The sequence below is a fragment of the Exiguobacterium sp. RIT341 genome (assembly GCF_000632205.1).
In the GTDB taxonomy this organism is placed as follows: Bacteria; Bacillota; Bacilli; order Exiguobacteriales; family Exiguobacteriaceae; genus Exiguobacterium_A.
The window spans coordinates 725,396-746,048 of the sequence record NZ_JFYW01000001.1 but is presented as its reverse complement, the minus strand read 5'-3'; the positions used below and the strand labels follow the sequence as shown (position 1 = coordinate 746,048).

The 20,653-nt window shown below is 45.5% G+C and carries 21 protein-coding genes; 9 read left to right on the top strand and 12 right to left on the bottom strand.

Annotated features, from left to right (window positions below; all coding sequences use genetic code 11):
* The first annotated feature begins 609 nt into the window (after positions 1 to 609).
* The 3 genes from BW42_RS03735 to BW42_RS03725 all read left to right on the top strand — a co-directional run bounded on the left by BW42_RS03735 (position 610) and on the right by BW42_RS03725 (position 3,290).
* Positions 610 to 1,377: an SDR family NAD(P)-dependent oxidoreductase gene (locus BW42_RS03735; RefSeq protein ID WP_035407629.1), complete on the top strand. Its 768-nt coding sequence runs from the start codon at positions 610 to 612 to the stop codon at positions 1,375 to 1,377.
* Positions 1,378 to 1,440: 63 nt separating this feature from the next.
* Positions 1,441 to 2,238, top strand: coding sequence for an SDR family NAD(P)-dependent oxidoreductase (locus BW42_RS03730; protein WP_035407625.1), 798 nt, complete (start codon positions 1,441 to 1,443; stop codon positions 2,236 to 2,238).
* 26 nt (positions 2,239 to 2,264) lie between these two features.
* Positions 2,265 to 3,290 (top strand): phosphotransferase, encoded by a 1,026-nt coding sequence (locus BW42_RS03725; RefSeq protein WP_035407621.1) that lies wholly within the window; start codon positions 2,265 to 2,267, stop codon positions 3,288 to 3,290.
* Positions 3,291 to 3,307: 17 nt separating this feature from the next.
* Here the strand turns inward: BW42_RS03725 and BW42_RS03720 are convergent, their stop codons facing one another.
* Positions 3,308 to 4,555, bottom strand: coding sequence for a polysaccharide deacetylase family protein (locus BW42_RS03720; RefSeq protein WP_081780356.1), 1,248 nt, complete (start codon positions 4,553 to 4,555; stop codon positions 3,308 to 3,310).
* A gap of 193 nt (positions 4,556 to 4,748) precedes the next feature.
* Here BW42_RS03720 and BW42_RS03715 point away from each other — a divergent pair, with 193 nt between their 5' ends.
* Together BW42_RS03715 and BW42_RS03710 are read left to right on the top strand one after the other, a co-directional pair.
* Positions 4,749 to 6,164 carry an NAD-dependent succinate-semialdehyde dehydrogenase gene (locus BW42_RS03715; protein WP_035407615.1) on the top strand — a complete coding sequence of 472 codons (1,416 nt, stop codon included), beginning with the start codon at positions 4,749 to 4,751 and terminating at the stop codon, positions 6,162 to 6,164.
* Positions 6,165 to 6,321: 157 nt separating this feature from the next.
* Positions 6,322 to 6,777, top strand: a complete 456-nt coding sequence (locus tag BW42_RS03710) for an NUDIX hydrolase (protein WP_035407612.1) — start codon at positions 6,322 to 6,324, stop codon at positions 6,775 to 6,777.
* An 11-nt stretch (positions 6,778 to 6,788) separates the two neighbouring features.
* On the opposite strand, the gene BW42_RS03705 is transcribed toward BW42_RS03710, so the two are convergent.
* Positions 6,789 to 7,208 carry a carboxymuconolactone decarboxylase family protein gene (locus BW42_RS03705; protein WP_035407609.1) on the bottom strand — a complete coding sequence of 140 codons (420 nt, stop codon included), beginning with the start codon at positions 7,206 to 7,208 and terminating at the stop codon, positions 6,789 to 6,791.
* A gap of 119 nt (positions 7,209 to 7,327) precedes the next feature.
* On the opposite strand from BW42_RS03705, the gene BW42_RS03700 reads away from it, so the two are divergent.
* On the top strand, positions 7,328 to 7,759 hold the full coding sequence (locus BW42_RS03700) for an Lrp/AsnC family transcriptional regulator (RefSeq protein WP_035407606.1): 432 nt from the start codon (positions 7,328 to 7,330) through the stop codon (positions 7,757 to 7,759).
* Between the two features lie 52 nt (positions 7,760 to 7,811).
* Here BW42_RS03700 and BW42_RS03695 read toward each other — a convergent pair whose 3' ends face one another.
* Together BW42_RS03695 and BW42_RS03690 are read right to left on the bottom strand one after the other, a co-directional pair.
* Positions 7,812 to 9,827 (bottom strand): Na+/H+ antiporter, encoded by a 2,016-nt coding sequence (locus BW42_RS03695; protein WP_035407603.1) that lies wholly within the window; start codon positions 9,825 to 9,827, stop codon positions 7,812 to 7,814.
* A gap of 56 nt (positions 9,828 to 9,883) precedes the next feature.
* Positions 9,884 to 10,792 carry a YafY family protein gene (locus BW42_RS03690; protein ID WP_035407600.1) on the bottom strand — a complete coding sequence of 303 codons (909 nt, stop codon included), beginning with the start codon at positions 10,790 to 10,792 and terminating at the stop codon, positions 9,884 to 9,886.
* 82 nt (positions 10,793 to 10,874) lie between these two features.
* Between BW42_RS03690 and BW42_RS03685 the strand changes: the two genes are divergently transcribed.
* Positions 10,875 to 11,399, top strand: coding sequence for a dihydrofolate reductase family protein (locus tag BW42_RS03685; RefSeq protein ID WP_035407598.1), 525 nt, complete (start codon positions 10,875 to 10,877; stop codon positions 11,397 to 11,399).
* A gap of 53 nt (positions 11,400 to 11,452) precedes the next feature.
* Here the strand turns inward: BW42_RS03685 and BW42_RS03680 are convergent, their stop codons facing one another.
* The 3 genes from BW42_RS03680 to BW42_RS16625 are packed head-to-tail and all read right to left on the bottom strand — an operon-like array spanning position 11,453 to position 13,422.
* Positions 11,453 to 12,673, bottom strand: a complete 1,221-nt coding sequence (locus tag BW42_RS03680; protein ID WP_035407596.1) for a cation:proton antiporter — start codon at positions 12,671 to 12,673, stop codon at positions 11,453 to 11,455.
* Between the two features lie 3 nt (positions 12,674 to 12,676).
* Entirely contained in the window at positions 12,677 to 13,177 is a 501-nt protein-coding gene (locus BW42_RS03675) for a cation:proton antiporter regulatory subunit (protein WP_035407594.1), read from the bottom strand.
* Positions 13,178 to 13,203: 26 nt separating this feature from the next.
* The gene (locus BW42_RS16625) at positions 13,204 to 13,422 is read right to left on the bottom strand and encodes an AbrB/MazE/SpoVT family DNA-binding domain-containing protein (RefSeq protein ID WP_035407592.1); all 219 of its coding nucleotides are present in this window, start codon (positions 13,420 to 13,422) and stop codon (positions 13,204 to 13,206) included.
* A 193-nt stretch (positions 13,423 to 13,615) separates the two neighbouring features.
* Between BW42_RS16625 and BW42_RS03665 the strand changes: the two genes are divergently transcribed.
* Entirely contained in the window at positions 13,616 to 13,921 is a 306-nt protein-coding gene (locus BW42_RS03665) for a hypothetical protein (RefSeq protein ID WP_035407589.1), read from the top strand.
* On the opposite strand, the gene BW42_RS15975 is transcribed toward BW42_RS03665, so the two are convergent.
* A complete protein-coding gene (locus tag BW42_RS15975) occupies positions 13,904 to 14,527 on the bottom strand; it encodes a zinc dependent phospholipase C family protein (protein ID WP_052019005.1) in 624 nt (207 codons plus the stop codon). The two genes, BW42_RS03665 and BW42_RS15975, sit on opposite strands and share 18 nt — an antisense overlap.
* Positions 14,528 to 14,530: 3 nt before the next feature.
* Positions 14,531 to 15,100, bottom strand: coding sequence for a GNAT family N-acetyltransferase (locus tag BW42_RS03655; protein WP_035407587.1), 570 nt, complete (start codon positions 15,098 to 15,100; stop codon positions 14,531 to 14,533).
* A gap of 130 nt (positions 15,101 to 15,230) precedes the next feature.
* Here BW42_RS03655 and BW42_RS03650 point away from each other — a divergent pair, with 130 nt between their 5' ends.
* Positions 15,231 to 16,442 (top strand): MFS transporter, encoded by a 1,212-nt coding sequence (locus BW42_RS03650; protein ID WP_035407583.1) that lies wholly within the window; start codon positions 15,231 to 15,233, stop codon positions 16,440 to 16,442.
* 16 nt (positions 16,443 to 16,458) lie between these two features.
* On the opposite strand, the gene BW42_RS03645 is transcribed toward BW42_RS03650, so the two are convergent.
* From BW42_RS03645 to BW42_RS03635, 3 genes are all read right to left on the bottom strand, one after another.
* Positions 16,459 to 17,016: a DUF402 domain-containing protein gene (locus BW42_RS03645; protein ID WP_052019004.1), complete on the bottom strand. Its 558-nt coding sequence runs from the start codon at positions 17,014 to 17,016 to the stop codon at positions 16,459 to 16,461.
* A 105-nt stretch (positions 17,017 to 17,121) separates the two neighbouring features.
* Positions 17,122 to 18,579 carry a 6-phospho-beta-glucosidase BglA gene (bglA, locus tag BW42_RS03640; protein WP_035407578.1) on the bottom strand — a complete coding sequence of 486 codons (1,458 nt, stop codon included), beginning with the start codon at positions 18,577 to 18,579 and terminating at the stop codon, positions 17,122 to 17,124.
* Between the two features lie 24 nt (positions 18,580 to 18,603).
* Positions 18,604 to 20,496, bottom strand: a complete 1,893-nt coding sequence (locus BW42_RS03635) for a beta-glucoside-specific PTS transporter subunit IIABC (protein WP_035407575.1) — start codon at positions 20,494 to 20,496, stop codon at positions 18,604 to 18,606.
* Positions 20,497 to 20,653 lie beyond the last annotated feature (157 nt).

Sequence of the window (20,653 nt, the reverse complement as noted above, 5' to 3'; positions counted from 1 at the left end):
AAGAATTTAGAACTTTTTTTTAATTTTCGACTGTCATATTTTTAATTGATTTGCAGAGGGTTACAATTTTAGCATAACAGGAGTAATTACTAGATACTTTGTATTTTAATATTGCAATCTAATTCTTCGAAAGGAAAAAGAATAAAAATACTAATAAATATTTTTATTGAGTTAATTATTACAAAATTAGACTATTTATCAACTTATATTTTTTAATTTCAATTCATACGAAAAATGGCAGAACTTATTCCTCGATAATTTTATAGCAATTCATTTTGATGTTAATGTCGTCAGTTATGCTTAATTTTAAGTTTTATAAAGACGGATAGTATCTTAGTTCGTTCTTTTCTAGAAAAAGTTTTTATCGTTTGAACCTTATATACTTTTGTCATTATTTCTTCAGCTTTTTAGCTTATTGTTTTAATCTAAAGTAAATGAATTCAAGACTTTCAAGCGCTTATACATAATATCATAACTAAACCAAGCTTCATCTCTTCCCTCCTTTTCAATATTTTACCATCTCCACTCTAGCTCGGAGTGATTTTTCTTTCTTTTCAGTCAATTTTTCATTAGAGTAAGTGATGACTCTCAATAAAAGGACGTGACATCATGTATCTTCCAAGTTTTTCGTTAACCGATCAGACATTTCTCATCACAGGAGCTGGTCGAGGCATCGGACGTGCGCTCGCCATCGGAATGGCAGAAGCAGGTGCCGACATCATTCTCGTCGCCCGGACGGAACGCGATTTGAAAGAGACGGCACAAGAAATCGAACGACTCGGTCGAACGGCTTACATATTCCCGTGCGACATCACTGACCGGAAACAAGTCGTCGAGACGGTAGCTCGTGCCTACGAACAAGTACCGCAGATTGATGGGCTCGTCAACAATGCCGGAATGAACATTCGTTCGAAGGCACTTGATGTGACGGAAGACGAGTGGGAAACGATCCAGCAGACCAATCTGAAATCCGCGTTCTTCTTTGCTCAAGAAATTGGTAAACGGATGCAGGAGACAGGTGGAAGCATTTTAAATATCGCCTCGGTTGCTGGTCACGTCGCCTTACGGACCGGCGTCGTGTATGCGACGACGAAAGCGGCAATGATTCAGATGACGAAAGTACTGGCGCTTGAATGGGGACCACAAAACATTCGTGTCAATGCGATCGGACCGTGGTATTTTAAGACACCATTAACGGAACCATTACTGAAAGATCCTACATACCTGCAAGAGATCGTTGACGTGACACCGCTCGGTCGGGTCGGTGAATTAGAAGAACTGGTTGGACCAGCTGTCTTCTTATCGTCTGCTGCAGCCCGTTACGTGACCGGACAAACGCTTTATGTCGATGGTGGGATGACGATTAAAGGTTTTTAAAGACAGAAGAAGACGGATGCGCATCTGCCCATCCGTCTTCTCGTATCTGAAAGGAGTTTCATCATGTCAAAACGGATTGCACTCGTCGCTGGCGCCTCGCGTGGTGCCGGACGTGGCATCGCTTATGCCTTGGGTGACGCTGGAACGATTGTCTACGTCACAGGACGGAGTACGAATGAACAGACAACGGATCAACGAAGCGAAACGATCGAAGAGACAGCTGCTGGTGTCACAGCACGCGGCGGACTTGGCATCCCAGTCTTTTGTGACCATACGAATCAAACGGACATCGATCGTCTGATTCAGCAGATTCAGCACCAACATGGTCGAATCGATTTCCTCGTCAACTGCGTGTTCGGTGGTTCGGAAAGCCACTTGCCGTCTGGAACCGGACGACGGTTTTGGGAGCGACCACCGGAACATTGGGACGCGATGATGTCTGCCGGACCAAAAGCGTATTTGTGGACGATTCGGGCTACGATGCCATTGCTACAACAAAGTCCAGCTGCGCTCGTCATCAATTTGACGTCATTCACTCCAGATCAGGTGGCCGGAAACCTCTATTATGATTTGGCGATGCAAACGATTAATCGAATGACACACGTCATGGCGCAGGAGTTAGCTCAGACGACCATTTCTGTCATCGCGCTCTGCCCCGGTTTCATGCGGACTGAACGGGTCGTCGATGCTGGATTTGCGAGTGCTGCGACTGAATCGACGACCTATATCGGACGAGCCGTTACAACGCTGATGGCGGATGACGCCGTTAGCCGTTATTCTGGACAAGCCGTCTTCGTTGCCGATCTCGCGAAGACCTATCACTTTACGGATCAGGACGGAACGCAGCCACTACCGTTTTGAGCTATACCGTTTGAGGAGCGTGAACTATGTGTCCTGAAGATAATCAATTGATTTCGATCGCTCTATCACGATTTGGGATTTCATATGATTCTGCTATTGATCATTCAATCTCTTTATCGACTTTCGGAATTCATGGTGACAAACATTATCGAATAATCTGTAATAGTAACGCTTATTCTTTACGCCTTGTTGCGGATGATCGATATAGTTCTGAGACAGAACTTGCCTCTGCATCTGATTTGAATCAGCAATTATACGCAACTGATAGGATACGTGCACACGGACTCCCCTTCATGAAACGCGTTCAACCGACAACTGACTCAAATACATTTTCATTGATTCGGGATGATGCTGGTCAAGCATGGCGCTGTGTCCTCTTTGATTGGATAGACGGCACACATATTACTGCACAAACTAAATCATCAGCGTCAAAAATGGGTGCGTTGCTCAGGCAACTACATGATATACCGGTCGATTCGCAATTTTCTTTTCCGGTCGTTGACCATACCGTCGCCTATCAAAAATGGCATCATGATTTATCAAAGGTGGATACTGTCATCACCTCAATAGAACAACAAAGGTTAGGTAACTATCTCGATCTCGTTCAGTTCCATATCTATCAGGCACAACGCAGATCGAAGAACGATATGCTACCTGTTTTATCAACAGACCTCAATGCACTAAATATATTATGGAAGAATGATCATATCGTCGGAATCGTTGATCATGAACATATCGGTTACTCTGATCGTATACAAGACATCGCATGGATCCTTAAATGGTACGCACGGAATGAAGGGATTCATTCTTTTAGCGTGTCCCCTGAACTAGCGCAAACGATTTTAGGAAACTATGACATGAATATTTTTGATCACGATGATTTTGTTCGACTTAAATCGTTACTCTGGCTTTCGGGTTGTTTCAATTTTCATTTCGTTCGACAAACATTTAATCTTTTATCTGATTCTATCGTTTCAAACGAGGAATTGAGCAATCACCTAGAACGTTACCGTCAAAGAGGAAAAGCTCTTCTCTCACTACTAGCTAGTTGATCAATCGAAGGACCATGTCACTTCCGTTCCGGTCGTGCTGGATCAAAGACCTCTTTCGCATCAAAGAATGGATCTAGGACGCTCGTCTTTCCAGCAACGGCTTGACGTAAACGAATCCCATCAACGTTGATTCGAGCTTGGCGGAAGTAGTCGGGTCCAACTTGTTTCCACGCATGTTGACTCGCATCAACATTGAAGAAATAACGGAAACCGCTATCGATGAGCAAACGATATTTCTCACCCGAATACTCGTGCCAATCCCCGACATCACTGCCATATGGATAAATCAGTTGCGTCGTTTTTCCGATCAGCGGGGCAACGTCCTGTTTGTAGCGTTTAAGATCCGCGCGAATCGTCGTGACTGATTCTTTCCCGACCCAAATATGTCCGTACGTATGACTCGCGAACTGCCAGCCATCCTGTTTTAATGCGACGGCGGTCTGTTTCGCTTGTTTTCGTGCCGTTTCGACCTGTTTATTGTGTCCGTACTGGTTGTAGGAGGAACGATACCCGAGCACCCCATTATAACCTGTAATACCGAGCAACCCTTTTGCTCCTTTATAGGAAAAGTCAGGATGAGACTGGACGAACGCATCGACGATCGGTACGAGATCATAAGCGCCATCCGGCTTTCCGACCATCGTGTTGACGATTTTGCCATCCTTCACTTTTAAATTCTTCGCAAATCCATCGCCTTTCATGTATTCGTAATAATTGACGTCGTCCTGCGAGAGCACGAGCGGGTGTTTTCCTTTTGGTAAACGGACGGTTGTCTCGACGATCTTCCCGTTCACCTCTTTTGCTAAATCTGTTGGTCGGACGAGTACGTAGTTGTTTTTGTACAACGCATCTAAAATCCGTTCGAACTCCTGTTGTGTCACCATGTAATCATCGTATCCCGCTTCCTTCCGGTCGCCATCAAATGCTTGATTTGGATCAGCAATCAATGAATGGAAAAAGAGATGTGGCACAGGTTTCGTCACAGGCAGGAGCGTCTGCTTTTTCTGTTCGTATTCTTCTTCCCTCTGTTTCGTCTCTTTTGTGCGTACAGGTTTTAATACCTTGATTGCTCGCTCATAATCGTACTGGGCAGCGTAACGCTCGGCACGCTGTATCGTCTTTTCTATGTATGCTTGCTGAGTAGCTTGCCTTTTTTGTTCAGTTTCTCGTGGTTTTTCAGACTTTTTCTCGGCGACTTCGCTTCCCCCACATCCACTTAGTAGTAAACTTAGCACCACACCGCTAATGATCCAGTTCCGTTTCATGACTTTCGACCCCTTTATCAATTTTGACATTTTCATTCCCCATTTATTGTAACTGTTCCCGATTATTCAGTCGATTAACTATTTTTTGAGTCATTCCGTTTCGTTATGACTGTCCATCCAAAGCGGAACTTCCGTTCACTCGTCTTGAGGTGTTTAATAAAGAACGTAACGAAATTCACGGAGGTGCAACAAGATGATTGAAAAGAACTTAATTAATGGGGAATGGTACGATAAGTCAGAAACGATTCCGGTCTATGACCCAGCAACGAAAGCGTTACTCGGACATGTTCCGGCCAGTTCAGCGGAAGACGCACAACGTTCCGTTGATGCAGCGAGCGAAGCATTCGTGAAGTGGTCAAACGAAACCGCAGACATACGTGCGAATTTAGTCGACGCCTGGTATCGCTTGATCAATGAACACCGCGAGGAACTCGCCCGAATCATGACGACGGAACAAGGGAAACCGTATGTCGAAGCGCTCGGTGAAGTCGATTACGGCAATCAATATGTTCGTTGGTACGCTGAAGAAGCACGTCGGATTTACGGTGAAACGATTCCGGCTTCCGTTCCAGGAAAGCGACTGTTCGTCGAAAAAGAACCGGTTGGTGTCGTTGCAGCAATCACACCGTGGAACTTCCCGGCAGCGATGATCACACGTAAACTCGCACCGGCTCTTGCAGCGGGTTGTACGATTGTCCTTAAACCATCGGAAGAGACACCGTTTACGGCACTTCGCCTCGTTGAACTAGCAGAAGAAGCAGGTATCCCTAAAGGTGTCATCAATGTCCTAACAGGTGACGCGGCAACAATCAGTGGTGTCTGGCAAGCCGATTCCCGTGTCCGGAAGATCACGTTCACAGGTTCAACAGCCGTCGGGAAATTGATCATGCGTCAAGCAGCCGATACGATGAAAAAACTATCACTTGAACTCGGTGGTCACGCACCCTTCATCGTCACGGAAAATGCGGATCTCGATAAAGCTGTCGAAGGGGCAATGCGTTCAAAATTCCGCAACGGTGGTCAAGCGTGTGTCGCGACGAACCGTTTCTATGTGCAAGCATCTGTCCTTGATGCATTCACGGAAAAATTCACAGCAGCCGTCAAACAACTACAAGTCGGGAACGGCATGGACGCTGACTCGACAGTTGGTCCATTGATCAATGCGAAAGCCGTTGCAAAAGTCAAAGCACACATCGATGACGCTGTCGCAAAAGGAGCAACGATTTTGACTGGTGGTACGATTGACGAATCGGTCGGCTACTTCGTCACACCGACCGTGCTTGCGAATGTCACGGAAGATATGCTTTGCATGCAGGAAGAGACGTTTGGTCCGCTCGCACCGATTTCTGTCTTTGAGACACTTGATGAAGTCATCGAACGGGCGAACAACACACCATACGGACTTGCGGCTTACGCGTTCTCTGAACGCATCGATGAAGCATTGATGCTCGGAAAACGACTCGAATACGGGATCGTCGGTCTGAACGATGGTGCGCCATCAGCTGCACAAGCCCCATTTGGTGGCTATAAAGAGAGTGGTCTTGGCCGTGAAGGTGGCGTCTACGGCATCGAAGATTATCTCGAAGTCAAATACTTGTCGCTCGGTTAATCCATCAGACATTTCGTTTGAAACGAACCATCTTTATTCATAGGTAACCCCTCATTTCTAAATCGAAATGAGGGGTTTTTGTACGGCTGATGCTTACATACTATTTTGTAAGGTATGATTGAATTCAAATGATTATACGAAAAGGAGTGATTAAACAATGGATGTCATCACATTCGGGCAGAGACAACAGAACCAACACTACATCACGAGACCTGCTGTTTATGCGGTCATGCGCGACCCTCAAACAGGTAAAATCGCCGTCATTCAAAAAAAGGACGGCAAGTTGTTTCTTCCGGGTGGCGGTATTGAGGCCAATGAGACGCCAGAAGAATGTTTAAAAAGAGAGGTACTTGAAGAAACGGGAATGGACGTCAATATCGGTGATTTCATCGGACGAGCCAATCAATATTTCTATTCACAAAATGAAACGACATATTATTTGAACGAAGGGCAGTTCTATCGTTGTGATGCTGGAGAGGAAGTACAAAGTCCAATCGAGGATGATCATGTCTTACAATGGATCGATCCGTCTGATGCAATCGATCATCTATTTCATGAACATCAAAGATGGACTGTTCAGAATGCACTAAAGAAAAAATATAAAAGTGTGTAAAAAAAGTAAAATCAGGGACTATCAATTGGCTGTAAATTCATGATTGCTCCGTAGTATTGAGATGCTGTACAAAATGTAATGAATGCACATAATTCACTGATTTCTGGAATAGTAAATGTTTCATTCATGAGTAAAAATATTGAATCAGGGATATTTCCTTTCACCTTTAAAAAAAGATCTGCAAATCCAGTTGCTAAAATCATTTTTTCATCCATCATTTTTTTCTTTGGCTTTCCTTTTGCCTTGCAATATGCACATCCATTTGATTGCGCTAATGTTCTTCTAACTTGTTCTTTCACATCCGAACTTAAGGCTCCCTCTTCAATCAAATCTTTTTCTAGCCTTGTCCAACTGGATAAGATTTTAGGATTATGACCTAGTAATTTTTGAAATGGTGTTTCTCCTATTTGGGATAAAGGTATTTTTGTCATTTTATTCACTCCTTCTACAATAATTTTATATAATGATTAAAAATTATCACATTTCATTTGAAACAAATATCGAACTAATACTTTATATCCAACAACTTATTTTGAAGGAGGATTTACATTTGAAAATCGATATGATTGATCGACAAATATTAAATGAACTGGCTCAAGATAGTCGACTGTCGATGCGTTCATTAGCTAAACGAATTAATTTATCAGCTCCTTCCGTAACAGAGCGTGTCCGACAAATGGAATCTTTTGGACTCATTAAAGAATACAGTTTAAAAATCGATTACGAAAAGCTAGGTTCTCCTATTGAATGTTTAGTAGAAGCAACCATTAAAGAAGGACGGTACGATTCATTTAAAAATCATATTCAGCAACTTACTAACGTTGACTTTTGTTATCGAATATCTGGTGATTCTTGCTTCATGCTAAAATTACATTTCCAAACGTTTCAAGAGGCAGAATTTTTTATAGAACAAATCCATCCTTATGCGCATACAGTTACTCGTTTTATTTTTTCAGAAGTTGGCACTCAAGTCGTGATATAAAAAAAGACAAGAAGAGCATTAAAAGTTTGCTCTTCTTGTCTTTTTTTAAATATTATTCAACGTATTCGTAGAGAACGACACTCTCGATATAGTGAATGAAGCGGCGTAACTCCTTCTCCTCTTCGTTCGAGAGATCCCCTTCTTTTGACATATTGGCGATTTCAAGACGCTGGACTTCGATGGCTTTCAAGCAGAGCTCTTCCTTCTGCTGATCGACGTCCTTGCCACCGATTGGTGATGACCAACGCGTATGTTTGAAACGAAGTCGTTTATAGAACTCAAGCACACTTTGAACGACGTCTGGTGGATAAGACGTGCGGCAATTCTCGAGACGTTCGATGACTGTGCCCATGACCTTTTCATACAGATCATGCTCGACTTGCGTCATTTGAATTAACGCATCCGACGACATGTTCGATCGTTTCCGTTTCCACCACAATTTACGAATCGGCTGGACGATCTGGAAACGCGAATCCTTACCGATCGCCTTGCGACGATTTTCAATCGAGCGGAAAACATCCTTTTTCAGCAGATCCGGCACCTTGTTCTCAGCGACGAAACGTTTTGATTCTTCCTTTTCCCACTGGACGGCTTCAAGACGAAGTGCCTTCAACTGATCATTGAATTGATCGAGCTCTTCTTGACTTTTTTCCTGCGCGCGCAACAACCGGAGCATCACATGATACTCATTGAGTAAATCAAACGCAACGACCGCATTGTCTTCGTCCGTCACTTGTTTGATCTCTGAGATCGCCCGGCGAATCATCCGTTGTTTTTGGGCATTCAGGTCGAGTGCGATCGGCGTTGCCGCCTCACCACGGTTCAATACCGGTAAGAGAATCGTCGCGAGAACGAGCGTATAGATGATGACACCCGCTGCAAGGAAGATAATCAATGAGCGTTCGGGGAAGGCTTCGCCGGACTCCGTCAAGAACGGTAATGACAAGACCCCGACCATCGTGATCGTTCCGCGAACCCCGACCAGTGTCGTAATTAAATCTTGTTTGAAGGACGGTCGACGATGATCGCGGTCCTCTTTTTTAAAGAACCGATGATCGAACCAATTGAAGAACATCGTCCAGACGAGACGGATCGCGAGAATGAATGAACCGATTTCGATGACATATAGCATGAGACGCCAGTTGTTGATCGCGTCATCCGCAAAAATCTCGCGTGTCGCTTCTGGCAACGTCAAACCGAGCAATAAGAAGATAATCCCGTTTAACGTATACGCAATCATCGTCCAGATGTTATCCGTCAACGTCTGCTCTTGCGCAAAGAACGTTTCTGTTCGTTCTTTGATCAAGGCATGCAAGATACCACCTGTGACGACGGCGATGACGCCTGATGCATGAAATCCTTCTTCAGCAACGAAGAAGATGATAAATGGTGTCAGGATTTGCAGTAAAGCGTAGAAGACGACATCTTCAATACCCGCTCGACGCAAGCGTACCTTGAGAAAGTTCATCGTGAGCGAAATCAACAATCCGATCAAGGCTCCAACGAAGAACATGTAAAAGAACTCTGTTGTCGCACTCTGAATCGAGAAGTAACCCGTGACAACAGCGGCAACAGCATAACTGAACGCGACTAATCCCGATGCATCATTGATCAGCGATTCTCCGCGAACGAGTGTCAAGATTTGTTCTGGAATCTGGACACGTTTTGCAATTCCGTTGACGGCAATTGGATCCGTTGGCGATAAGATTGCGGCTAAGGCAAACGCAGCAGCGACTGGAATGACCGGAATCAACCAATTGATGAAGTATCCTCCGACGATCGTCGTCAATAAGACGAGGATGATTGCATTACCGAAGATCGCTGTGCGCATCCGCCACAAATCTTCGCGCGGAAAGTGAGAGCTATCGTTATAAAGTAACGGAGCAATAAATAACAGGAGGAACCATTCGGATTCGACCTCAATCGTCAAGCCACTCATCAGGAGAGCGGCGACGGTTCCGGCAATGATTTGGATCAAAGCCGTTGGGATGAAACGGATGTAATGTCCGACGACTTGCGTCAGTAAGATGAGCGCAAGCATCAATAAAATCAGTGATAGTGTTTCCATGGAAGACCCCTTCCTCTATTGTTTCTTTCTAGCTATATCGTAACATAGTTTTTTGATCAATTCTGTCCGAACGGCTTATCGGACTGTTGCACAGCGATCATTTTTTCTGCTTGACGAATCAATTGTTCGCGGAGATCCTGCGGTTCTATGACTCGAACTTCCGGACCGAGCCGCATCAATTGTCGTCCTAAAAAAGTGAGCTCGCGAATCGGAATTTGCCATGTTCGGTCACGACGAAGAGGTAAAATGCCTTCGAGCATTCGTTCACCTAAAGAAGTTAATTCTAGTTTCACCGTCGTCATCGGTACATGTGTCATGTTCTTTTCTAAATCAGAAAAGGTCAAATCAGTTGCAGGCAACTCATGAAGCGATACACCTAGAACTCGGTCGACACGGAACTGCCGAAATCCACGGTCAGTCCGTCCATAAAAATACCAGCGATTGTGTTCGAACGATAAGCCGATCGGATCCACTACGATCGACTTTTGACCTTTTGTCGTCTCATAGAGAATATTCCCCATAAGTCCGCTCTCTAAAAGGTCGAGTAACGCAGGATTTCGCGGTGACGGTGGTGTATCGACCGCTTGAAATCGAAAGCGGTCTTTCCATTTTACAATCTGTTGCTCCGTCATCTTCGGTAACTCGTTCGCATAGCGTTCAGCGACTTCCTGGCGGATCGTCCCGAACGGAAAATCTGGAATCTGACCGACCCATTCGAGTAGCATGAACAAGACAATCGTCTCTTCATTTGTCAAAACGAGTGGCGGCATATTCCGGTGCGGCAGCATCCGGTAGCCCCCGGCTACGCCCGGTTCACTATAAATCGGATAACCATTTGCTTCAAGAACCGTCATGTCTCGTTGAATCGTCCGGATCGATACCTTACATTCTTCCGCTAGCATACGTGCAGAAAAGTGTTCCCCCCGGTTTAATAAACGGACCAAACGCCATTGTCTCGTATTCATAAAGTTCCTCCTCAAATGACGACATCTTTTGTCGTCATTATACGCTAAGATGAAGTCACACAAATCCTAAGGAGGAATTTTAATGTCTCAATCTACGACCGTACTGTATATCGCTTGTAGTCTTGATGGAAAAATTGCTAGACACGATGGTTCCCTCGACTGGTTATTTGCTGTTGCTGGAGACGGTGATAATGGCTATCAAACTTTTTATGAACAGATTGGTGCCGTCATCATGGGTCGAAAAACGTATGAGGAAGTCCTTCAACTCAGCGAGACGTATCCATACGCGGATATTCCAAGTTATATTTACAGCCGGACGCAACGAACGTCAGAGACGGTCACCTATACGGATGAACCGCTCGATCAATTACTTGAGCGGATCACACCGACAATTGATGGCAAGGTCTGGCTTGTTGGTGGCGGCGAATTGATTCAAGAAGCGCTACGGTTACAGTGCGTCAGTTCAATCGAACTCGCGATGGCCCCTGTCATTCTCGGAACGGGTATCCCGTTATTTCCAGAAGGAACCGTTGAAACGAATCTTCACTTGAAGGACAGTCGTCAATCGGGACAATTCCTGATGGCGACATATGATGTCTTGACTTAAACAAAACAACAGCCAGTTCGAGAAATCCGAACTGGCTGTTCGTTTACATCGTATTACGCATTTTTCTTTGTCTTTTTCTCTTTCGGTTCCGTCCATTTGAAGATTTTATTCATGACGTTGTAAATGCGTTTCGATTCCTTTGTCATCAGTGGTCCGAGAATCGCGAGAATCAAGACGTACAGAGCCGAAAATGGTGACAAGATATCCATCAATCCACCGGCGATTCCGAGATTCGCGACGATGATCGAGAACTCCCCGCGCGAGACGATCGTCAAGCCGATGTTCGATGAAGCTTTATGCGAAAGTCCTGCTTTACGTCCTGCAATCATTCCCGCGACATAGTTTCCGACAATCGTGATGACGACGGCACCAAGTGCGAGCCAGACAGCATCTAAGAGCATCGTTGGATCGATACTCAATCCGAAACTAAAGAAGAAGATGGCACCGAAGAAGTCACGGAACGGGACGACAAGATGTTCGATCCGCTCTCCTTGATCGGTTTCCGAGAAAACGAGACCGAGTAACAAGGCACCAATTGCTTCTGCGACATGAATCGTTTCCGAAAAACCAGCAACGAAGAACAGGGCAGCAAAGACAACGATGATGAAGACTTCATCCGAAGCGATTTTTAGCATTTTGTTCAAGAGTGGTGTCGCTTTTCGAGCAATGATGAAGAACAACAACATATACCCAAGAGCAATCAAAATCGATGTGACAGAAGACATTAAGGTTGTTCCGTCACCAAGCAAGAGTCCAGATAAAACAGACAAGTAAACTGCTAGGAAAATATCCTCGAACATAATGATTCCAAGGATCAATTCTGTCTCCGTATTACCAGTCCGACGTAAGTCGACTAAGACTTTTGCGACGATCGCACTCGAGGAAATCGTGATGATTCCAGCGATGATCAACACTTCGTAAAGTGGGAACCCGGCGATGAATCCATAGAGTAGACCACCCGTAAAGTTAATGGATAAATAAATCGTTCCACTCGTAACGATTGATTTCCCAGACCGGATCAATTTACCAATCGAGAACTCGAGTCCGAGATAGAATAAAAGGAACAGGACGCCGATTCGTCCGAGAAAACTGATGAACTCAGCACTTTCGATGAACTTGAAGTCTAGTATCCCGATTGTCGGAGCGTGCGGTCCAACAATCATTCCTAAAACAATTAAAAACGGAATGATCGAGAAGTTAAGTTTGTTCGCGAGCAACGCCGCGATCGCCACTAAGATAAGCGCGGTACCGACTTCAAATATGAGATGATCCATATATTATCCGCCTCCTTCGATTGAGAATAATGCTTTCGTGATGTGACGGACGTTTTGACGCTCACCTGATAAGACGATCGTATCTCCCACTTCAAGACGCGTTTCTGGTCCAGGATTCAGCGATTTTGAACGGTCATGCTTGAGCACGGCAATAATCGAGATATCGTACTGGTTGCGGATATCGAGTTCCCCAATCGTTTGATTGTTGACTTTTGAATCCTGACCAACTTTAAACCATTCGATCACAAGATCATCAAATGCTAATTCGATTTTCTCGAGATCTTTCGGCTTATAGGACAGTCCTCCGAGAATTCCTGCCATTTGACGAGCTTCTGCGTCATTAAACGTCACACTCGAGATGCTCTCATCAAAATCATCATCATCATAATGATGGACCTCTCGACGTCCGTCGTCGTGAACGATGACGACCACCTTATCTCCTCGTGTCGTGATGCCTTCGAACTTCCGTCCGATTCCTGGTAAATCTACTTCTCGCATATCCATGTTATATTTCCTCCTATTTTTAAATTTTACAAATGGTGATTCGCTTTGTGGATGAGTGCCTTGAACGTCTCATCACTCAATATATCTTGAAGATCATGCAGCTGTTTCAAATCCGCTTTCGCCATGATGACAAATCCGTCCTCCTCAATGAATGCCACGCGATCTCCTTCCTCCACTTGCAAGGCTTGCCTAATTTTTTTTGGAATGGTGATCTGTCCTTTTGACGTTAACTTTGATAGCTCCATTACGAACTTCCTTCTTCCTGTGTTTTTCTTGTATTCCTTACTTCCTTACTTTTCTTATTTCCAATATATCATAAAATTAAACTTATTCCGAGTTTTTTGCTTTGAATTAAAATTTAAAAAATGAATAAAGAAAAAACGCATCCTAAGCTGAGTGGATGCGTTCTTCGTCTTATTGTTATTCGGAGGTGATTTTATGTCGCAATTATTTTTAATTGCGTTTGTAATCTATATTTTATCGTTGAACGTGGCAGCAATCTATCTTATCTATAAACGAATCGTACCAGCTTTAGTCGCTGGCTTAACAATTCTCTTCCTGATTCCAACCGTCAGTTGGACCGTCATGGTACTTTTTGTATTCGCTTTATTCGTCACACCAGTCATGGATTGGTTTGAAGGTTTAGAAAGTCTGATTAACCTGATGTGGATTGGTCTGCTGAACGGATGCTGCTACATCTTATTCGGAACCGTTAGATGGATCAATTCAATGATTCGGAGATGATTCTTTGGCTGTATCGATCTTTAGCCCTTTTTCACCTAAGTGATGGATGGACCGTTCAATCGCTGTTTCGATGTATCCGTCCAATTGATGCGGCAACAAGATATCATATTCTTGTGGCAGAACGGTTCGTCGGTCCTCTTCTACCTCGCCAACAAATTGTGGAAGTGTTTTCCACCTCGACTGTACACTCACTTCATGAAGCGCTCCGTTGATCGCTTGTTCATTCCATTTCACGAACGGAGCGATGCGTGTATTGTACCGCCTAAAGTCATCATGATATCTTGAACCGATCGAGGCGTCGGCTATGATCGCTTGTCGTAACCACCCCATATAAAAACCGCGTAACCAAATATCGTCCGCTATCAGATGGACGTAGTAGCCACTTCGAAAAGATGGATTCCAAGACGTCGAGTCTCCCCAAAATGCTTCGTAGTCAATTGTTCGTGTCCCGCTCGCTAATTCACCCGTATAATAGTGGGCTTGCTCCTTCTCGTCATAGCGTGCATCAGGAGCGATCGTACCGAGAAGAAATCGAGCGGGGTCAAGTTCCGGTAATGACGTAATCAATCGTTGTCCGATGTAGGCATGCATCAGTCGTGAACCCATCGCTTACCTTCCTTCAAAATCACTACGCGTGATCGCATAAATCTTTAAGTCCCAGAAACGCTCTTTAACAAATAAAGCACTCCGCGAGATTCCTTCGAACGTCATACCGATCTTTTCCATGACACGAGCAGATCCATCATTTGCAACAAAACAACGAGCTTGAATGCGCTCGAGTCCGAGTGTCTCAAAACCGTACTGTACAAGACGCGCTGCTGCTTCCGGCATCAAACCTTTCCCCCAGTACTCGCGCGACAGCGCATAACCGAGTTCTGCTTGCTGGTGCTCAAACGAGACTTTGATGAAATCAATCGTTCCGATGACCCGTCCGCTCGTTTTGTCTTCGATTGCCCATGGTGCAGGATTCCCTAGTTCGTATTGGCGAAGGATGTGTTCGACGAATTGTTCAGAATCCGTAAGGCTTTTATGCGCATGCCAGCTGACATATCTTGCTGTCTCTTCATCTTTCGTATAGGCATAGATATCTGCTGCATCTTCTGTGCGAACTGGTCGCAAACGGAGTCGTTCCGTTTCAAGTACAGGCAAAGCTTGATATAAATCGATGGTCGTTAACATGATCGAACCCTTCTTCCTTTGATTTTTTCCAAGTATACCCACTCTTTCTTAAAAAGTATAGAGATATATGAAAACGTTATCTGAATTTTCTGGTATACTATTGGAAAATGATGTAAGAAAGGATGCTGTCATGTCTTCTCGTGAACGGACGCTCCTAAGCGCTCTCGGTATCTCACAGTTCGGCGACTTCATTTATCTTGTTGCGATTAACGTTTATATTTATCGCTTAACCGGCTCCGCGTCCGCTGTTGCTGCGCTTTGGATCATCAGCCCGGTCGTCTCACTCGGCATCAAGTCGTTCGCAGGTAGTTGGGTCGACCGATCCGACTTACGTCGCTTATTGATTCAGACCGATCTACTCCGTGCAATCTTGATTGGCATTTTGCCATTTCTACCACTATCCATGCTCTATATCAACTTGCTTGCCTTAGCCGTCATTAAATCTATCGTCGAACCAGCGACCTTAACCTATATCACGACGCTTGTACCGAAAGACGACCGGACATCATTTAATGCCTATCGTAGTCTGATCACGTCTGGTGCTTTTTTAATTGGTCCAGCTCTCGCTGGTGGACTCTTATATGTCGCTTCTGCTGACGTTGCGATTTGGCTCAATGCCGTCTCATTCCTCGGATCAGCGGTTCTGTTGATGCGGTTGCCGCGTTTTTCCGCTTCGGTCGATCGAGGGATGCAGCTACAAGACATCCTGTCCGATTGGCGGCTTGTCTATCAGTTCAGTAAAGACGCGCATTATGTGACTGGATTGTATGTCCTCGCGATGCTAATGATGATTGCGACGCTTGCACTCGATACGCAAGAAGTCGTCTTTTTACAGCGAAGCATCGGCTTATCGGAAACCGATTATGGTTTACTGATGAGTCTGACTGGGATCGGTTCCGTCGCCGGCAGCTGGGTCGTCGCCCGCTACGCCAAAACACTCTCCGTTCGGATGATGCTAATGATTGGCTATGTGTTCGTCGCGGTCGGTTACATGCTGTATGCGAGTGCGAATTCATTTTCAATCGTCTGTATCGGTTTCTTGTTACTCGGTTGTTTCCACGCATTTGCGGGGACCGGTTTCCTAACGTTCCAACAGACGAATATTCCACTACACTTAATGGGACGCTTTACGAGTCTTTACGGAGTCGGTGTCAGTCTGCTACAGATTCTAGCAATCGTCGCGATCGGTCTGCTCGGTGACATCTGGTCGATTCGCTTCAGTACGATTCTATTTGCCTGCCTCCTCGTGATCGTGACAATCTGTTTTCTCGGATTGGTTCTCCTCCCGAGCAAGCAACGGTACTTTACGACGAACGAAGTTGAAGCAGAACGACACGCCTAAAAAACAGGGAACCCCGTCAACGCGGTGTTCCCTGTTTAAATTGCTGTTCTAGCCGTTCTTTTATCACTTCTGCGTGTGTGACGAGCAGAAAAGTTCCATTTTGTAGTTGTTTCTGCAATTGTTTAGCTTCCACCCAAGCGAGCGTGTATTCCGCTTCTGAGATAATCCCTTGCTCCTGCGCTGCTTCCAGTTCGTCCGCATCGACTAATAAGACTTCTCCTGATGGCAAAACGATCAGATCGAGAAACAGATCCTCCCAGTAGACTCGTCCGTCCTCCACTCCGGTACGAAGACAAATATCGATATAGGTTTGTACCAACTGACCTGTGGCGTCAAACATCGAGGTCACGGCATGATGAGCATCGCTTGGGAATTGTTGTACCCAGACGTAACCAGCGTCAGCGATTCGAATCGTTTCGTCACCATAACGGACATCTAACGGTGAAGCGACTTCAATCAGTTGAAGAAGTGTCACATGTCCGTTAAACACTTCGTTTTCTACTTGTTCATGAACATAGTGTCGTTGTGTGATGCGACGCCAGTCATGTCGATCGGCATAGCGTTTTTTGATCATTTACCGGTCCCCCGTTTTTTCCTTAGTGTGCCATACCCCACTACTTTTTCATTCTAATTCTTAAAAAAAAGAGGCAACGGATTTTTTCCGTTACCCCTTACATCATCATTTGGCCGTCTCTGAACTGTGTAACGCAGCACCGTTCGTCTCGATGACGTGACGGTACCAATCGAACGAATCCTTTTTCATCCGTTCCATTGATCCTTTGCCCTCGTTATCCCGGTCGACATAGATCATGCCGTAGCGCTTTTTCATCTCTCCTGTCGTAAAAGAGACAATGTCGATGACGCCCCACGGCGTGTAGCCGATCAATTCGACGCCATCTTCGAGCACGGCTGCTTTGAACGCTTCGATATGCGCACGCAAGTAATCGATCCGCGCTGTATCATGAATCTGACCATCCTCGATCGTATCGATCGCACCGAAACCGTTCTCGACGATGAACAACGGAATCTGATAGCGGTCATAGAGACGATTCATCGCATAGCGCAGACCAACCGGATCAATCGCCCAGCCCCAGTCGCTCGACTGGATATATGGGTTCTCGACACCATTCGCGAGACCACCGTTAACGATGTTACCTGTATTATTGACGACGGCATCATGTTTGACAGTCGTCGACATGTAGTAACTGAATCCGAGATAGTCGACCGTTCCGTTACGAAGAATCTCCGCATCTCCGTCTAAGATTGGAATGTCATATCCTTCTCGTTTGAACTCATTCAATGCGTAAGACGGATAATAACCACGGACTTGAACATCCGGGAAGAAGTAACGCTGACGCATCGATGTCTCAGCAAGTAGAATATCTTCCGGGTGCGATGAGTACGGATAGATCGGTACGTGCGAAACCATTGCTCCGATCTCGAAGTCTGGGTTGATCGCTTTCCCTTTTGCGACGGCAAGCGCACTTGCGAGCAATTCATGATGTCCCGTTTGATACATGACTTCCATCGCGTTCTCTTCCGGATCGAGGAGGACACCGGAATTCGTCCAGAGGAACAGTGGATTGCTGACATCCATCTTGTTATTGATCTCATTGAACGTCATCCAGTACTTGACCTTGTCTTTATAGCGCGTGAAACAGACTTCTGCGAATTTCTCGAAGAAAAATGCCACTTTCCGATTACGGAAACCGCCATATTCACGCGCAAGGTGAAGCGGCATCTCAAAATGTGACAACGTAATGATTGGTTCGATACCGTATTTGAGTAGTTCGTCAAAGACGTCATCATAAAACTTCAGTCCTTCTTCGTTCGGTTCAGCTTCGTCTCCGTTCGGGAAAATCCGGCTCCAACCGATTGACGTCCGGAGACATTTCAGTCCCATCTCAGCGAACAGGGCGATATCTTCTTTATAACGGTGATAAAAATCAATCGCCTCGTGATTCGGATAGAATTCATTCTCCTCTACTTGATCCGTGATACGTCGTGCGACGCCGTGTGCTCCTGCCGTCAATACATCAACGACACTCGGTCCTTTGCCACCAGCGTTCCAGCCACCCTCAAATTGATGCGCTGCTAGCGCACCGCCCCATAGAAAATCGTTTGGTAATGTCTTCATTTTCATGTCCTCCTTCTATTTCTCTTACTTGATGATTGTTAAAATCCTTGTGTTTGCCGTCGTGGCGGTCTCGTCCGTCGGTAAGATTTGCGCATAACTTTGGGTGTTCGTGATGATGATCGGCGTAATCGTCTCGAGTCCATGCGCTTCAATTGCTGTCGCATCAAACGTCAACAAGCGGTCACCGATCGTCACAGCTTCACCTTCTTTGACGTGTAACGTGAACGGTTTACCGTCGAGCGTCACCGTTTCAAGTCCGACATGAATCAGAACTTCAACGCCAGTCGTTGACCGTAGCCCGATTGCGTGGCCGGACGGGGCAATCATGACGATAGTCCCATCAAATGGTGCGTTTACCACATTGCCTGTTGGACGAATCGCTACTCCCTGACCCATTGCCCCCGAAGCAAAGACGGGATCCGGTACATCCGATAAGGCAACGATTGTTCCTTCAAGCGGTGCACGTAGCGTCTCTTCGTTCGTTAGTGTCACACTGACTTCTTGTTCAACAACAGGGGTCGCTGTCGTTTCCGTTGCGACGACTGGTCCTGCTTGTTCACCAAAACCGAATACTTGAATCAAGACAATCGGCAGGATCAAGGCAATCGCTGTTCCGATCAATAAACCGATGATGGACGACGGGTAGTCGGAATCGATTCCGTTGACGAGCGTCAATGGTCCCGGTAATCCGGCGTAAGCAAAGTAATACGGTTTAAAGAAACTCGCCGTGACAGCGCCGATCGCACCAGAGATACAACCGTAGATGAACGGTTTCTTAAAACGAAGCGTCACACCATAGATGGCTGGTTCTGTAATGCCGAAGATACCTGTTAGTCCTGCTGAGACACCGACTTTTTTTGTTTCTTTGTTTCGTGCTTTTAAGATGACGCCGATGACAGCACCGATTTGGGCGATGACGGCAATCGTTTGATACGCCTGGAATGAATCACGACCATATTGTTCGAAGTTCGCAAGCACCATCGGCGTGACACCCCAGTGGACACCGAAGATGACGATGACTTGCCAGAAGCCACCAATGATCAGACCAGCGACCGCAGGAGCATTCTCTGCTAAGTAGTTATACCCATTTGCAATCCCTTCTGCACCAAGTGTCGTAATCGGTCCGATCAAGAGAATCGTGAATGGAACCATCAACACCATACTAAAGAATGGCACGAACAATGGACGAACGACTTCGTGGATCGTCTTGTTCAGGAATCGTTCGACGTAGGACAAAATCCAGACGAGGAATAATGGAGGTAAGACCGATGATGTATAAGTTGTTCCGGATAAAGCAATTCCTAGAAACGTGATGGATTCACCTGCAGTAATGCGCGCCGCGATGTCTGCCCATGTTGGACTGACCAGTGCCGCACTACACGCAACGGCAATGAATGCATTGACTTTAAAATGGTTCGCTGCCGTGATGGCAATGAAAATTGGCAAGAACGTAAAAGGCGCCCACGAGATAAAGCTGAAGACTTCATAAGTGCCCGTCTTCGCGAATGCCGGAAAAGCAAGTGTGGCTAAAATCAATGTTCCCTGCAGAATCCCTGCTGCAGCTAAAATATAAACGAACGGTGCAAAAACGGCTGACATCGTCGCTATGATTCGGTTAAGGACCGTCCCTTTCGGTGCCTCTTCCGTGTCCGGTTGCTCTAGATCGACGAGTTTCACAAATTCTTGATGGACTTCTCCAACGTGTTGACCAATGACGATTTGAAATTGCCCGCCAGACTCAACGACCGTAATGACGCCAGGTAATGCACTGACCGTTTCTTTGGCTACTGGATCTGAACGTTTTAAGACAAGACGAAGTCGTGTAGCGCATCGAACAGCACTGATGATATTTTCTTCTCCTCCGACCGCTTCTAAAATCGAGTGCGCCAGTTTTTGATAATCGCGAACCTTGCCCATATTGTGTACCTCCCCTGAATATGAAGCGTTGAATACCTTTTCATTTTAATTGTACATGCACAATTAATCAATACATAAATAATTTAATTAACTATTCTATTTTGGAGACATCAATAATATGCTAAACTCACATTAGAAATCAGTTCGTGAGAAAAGA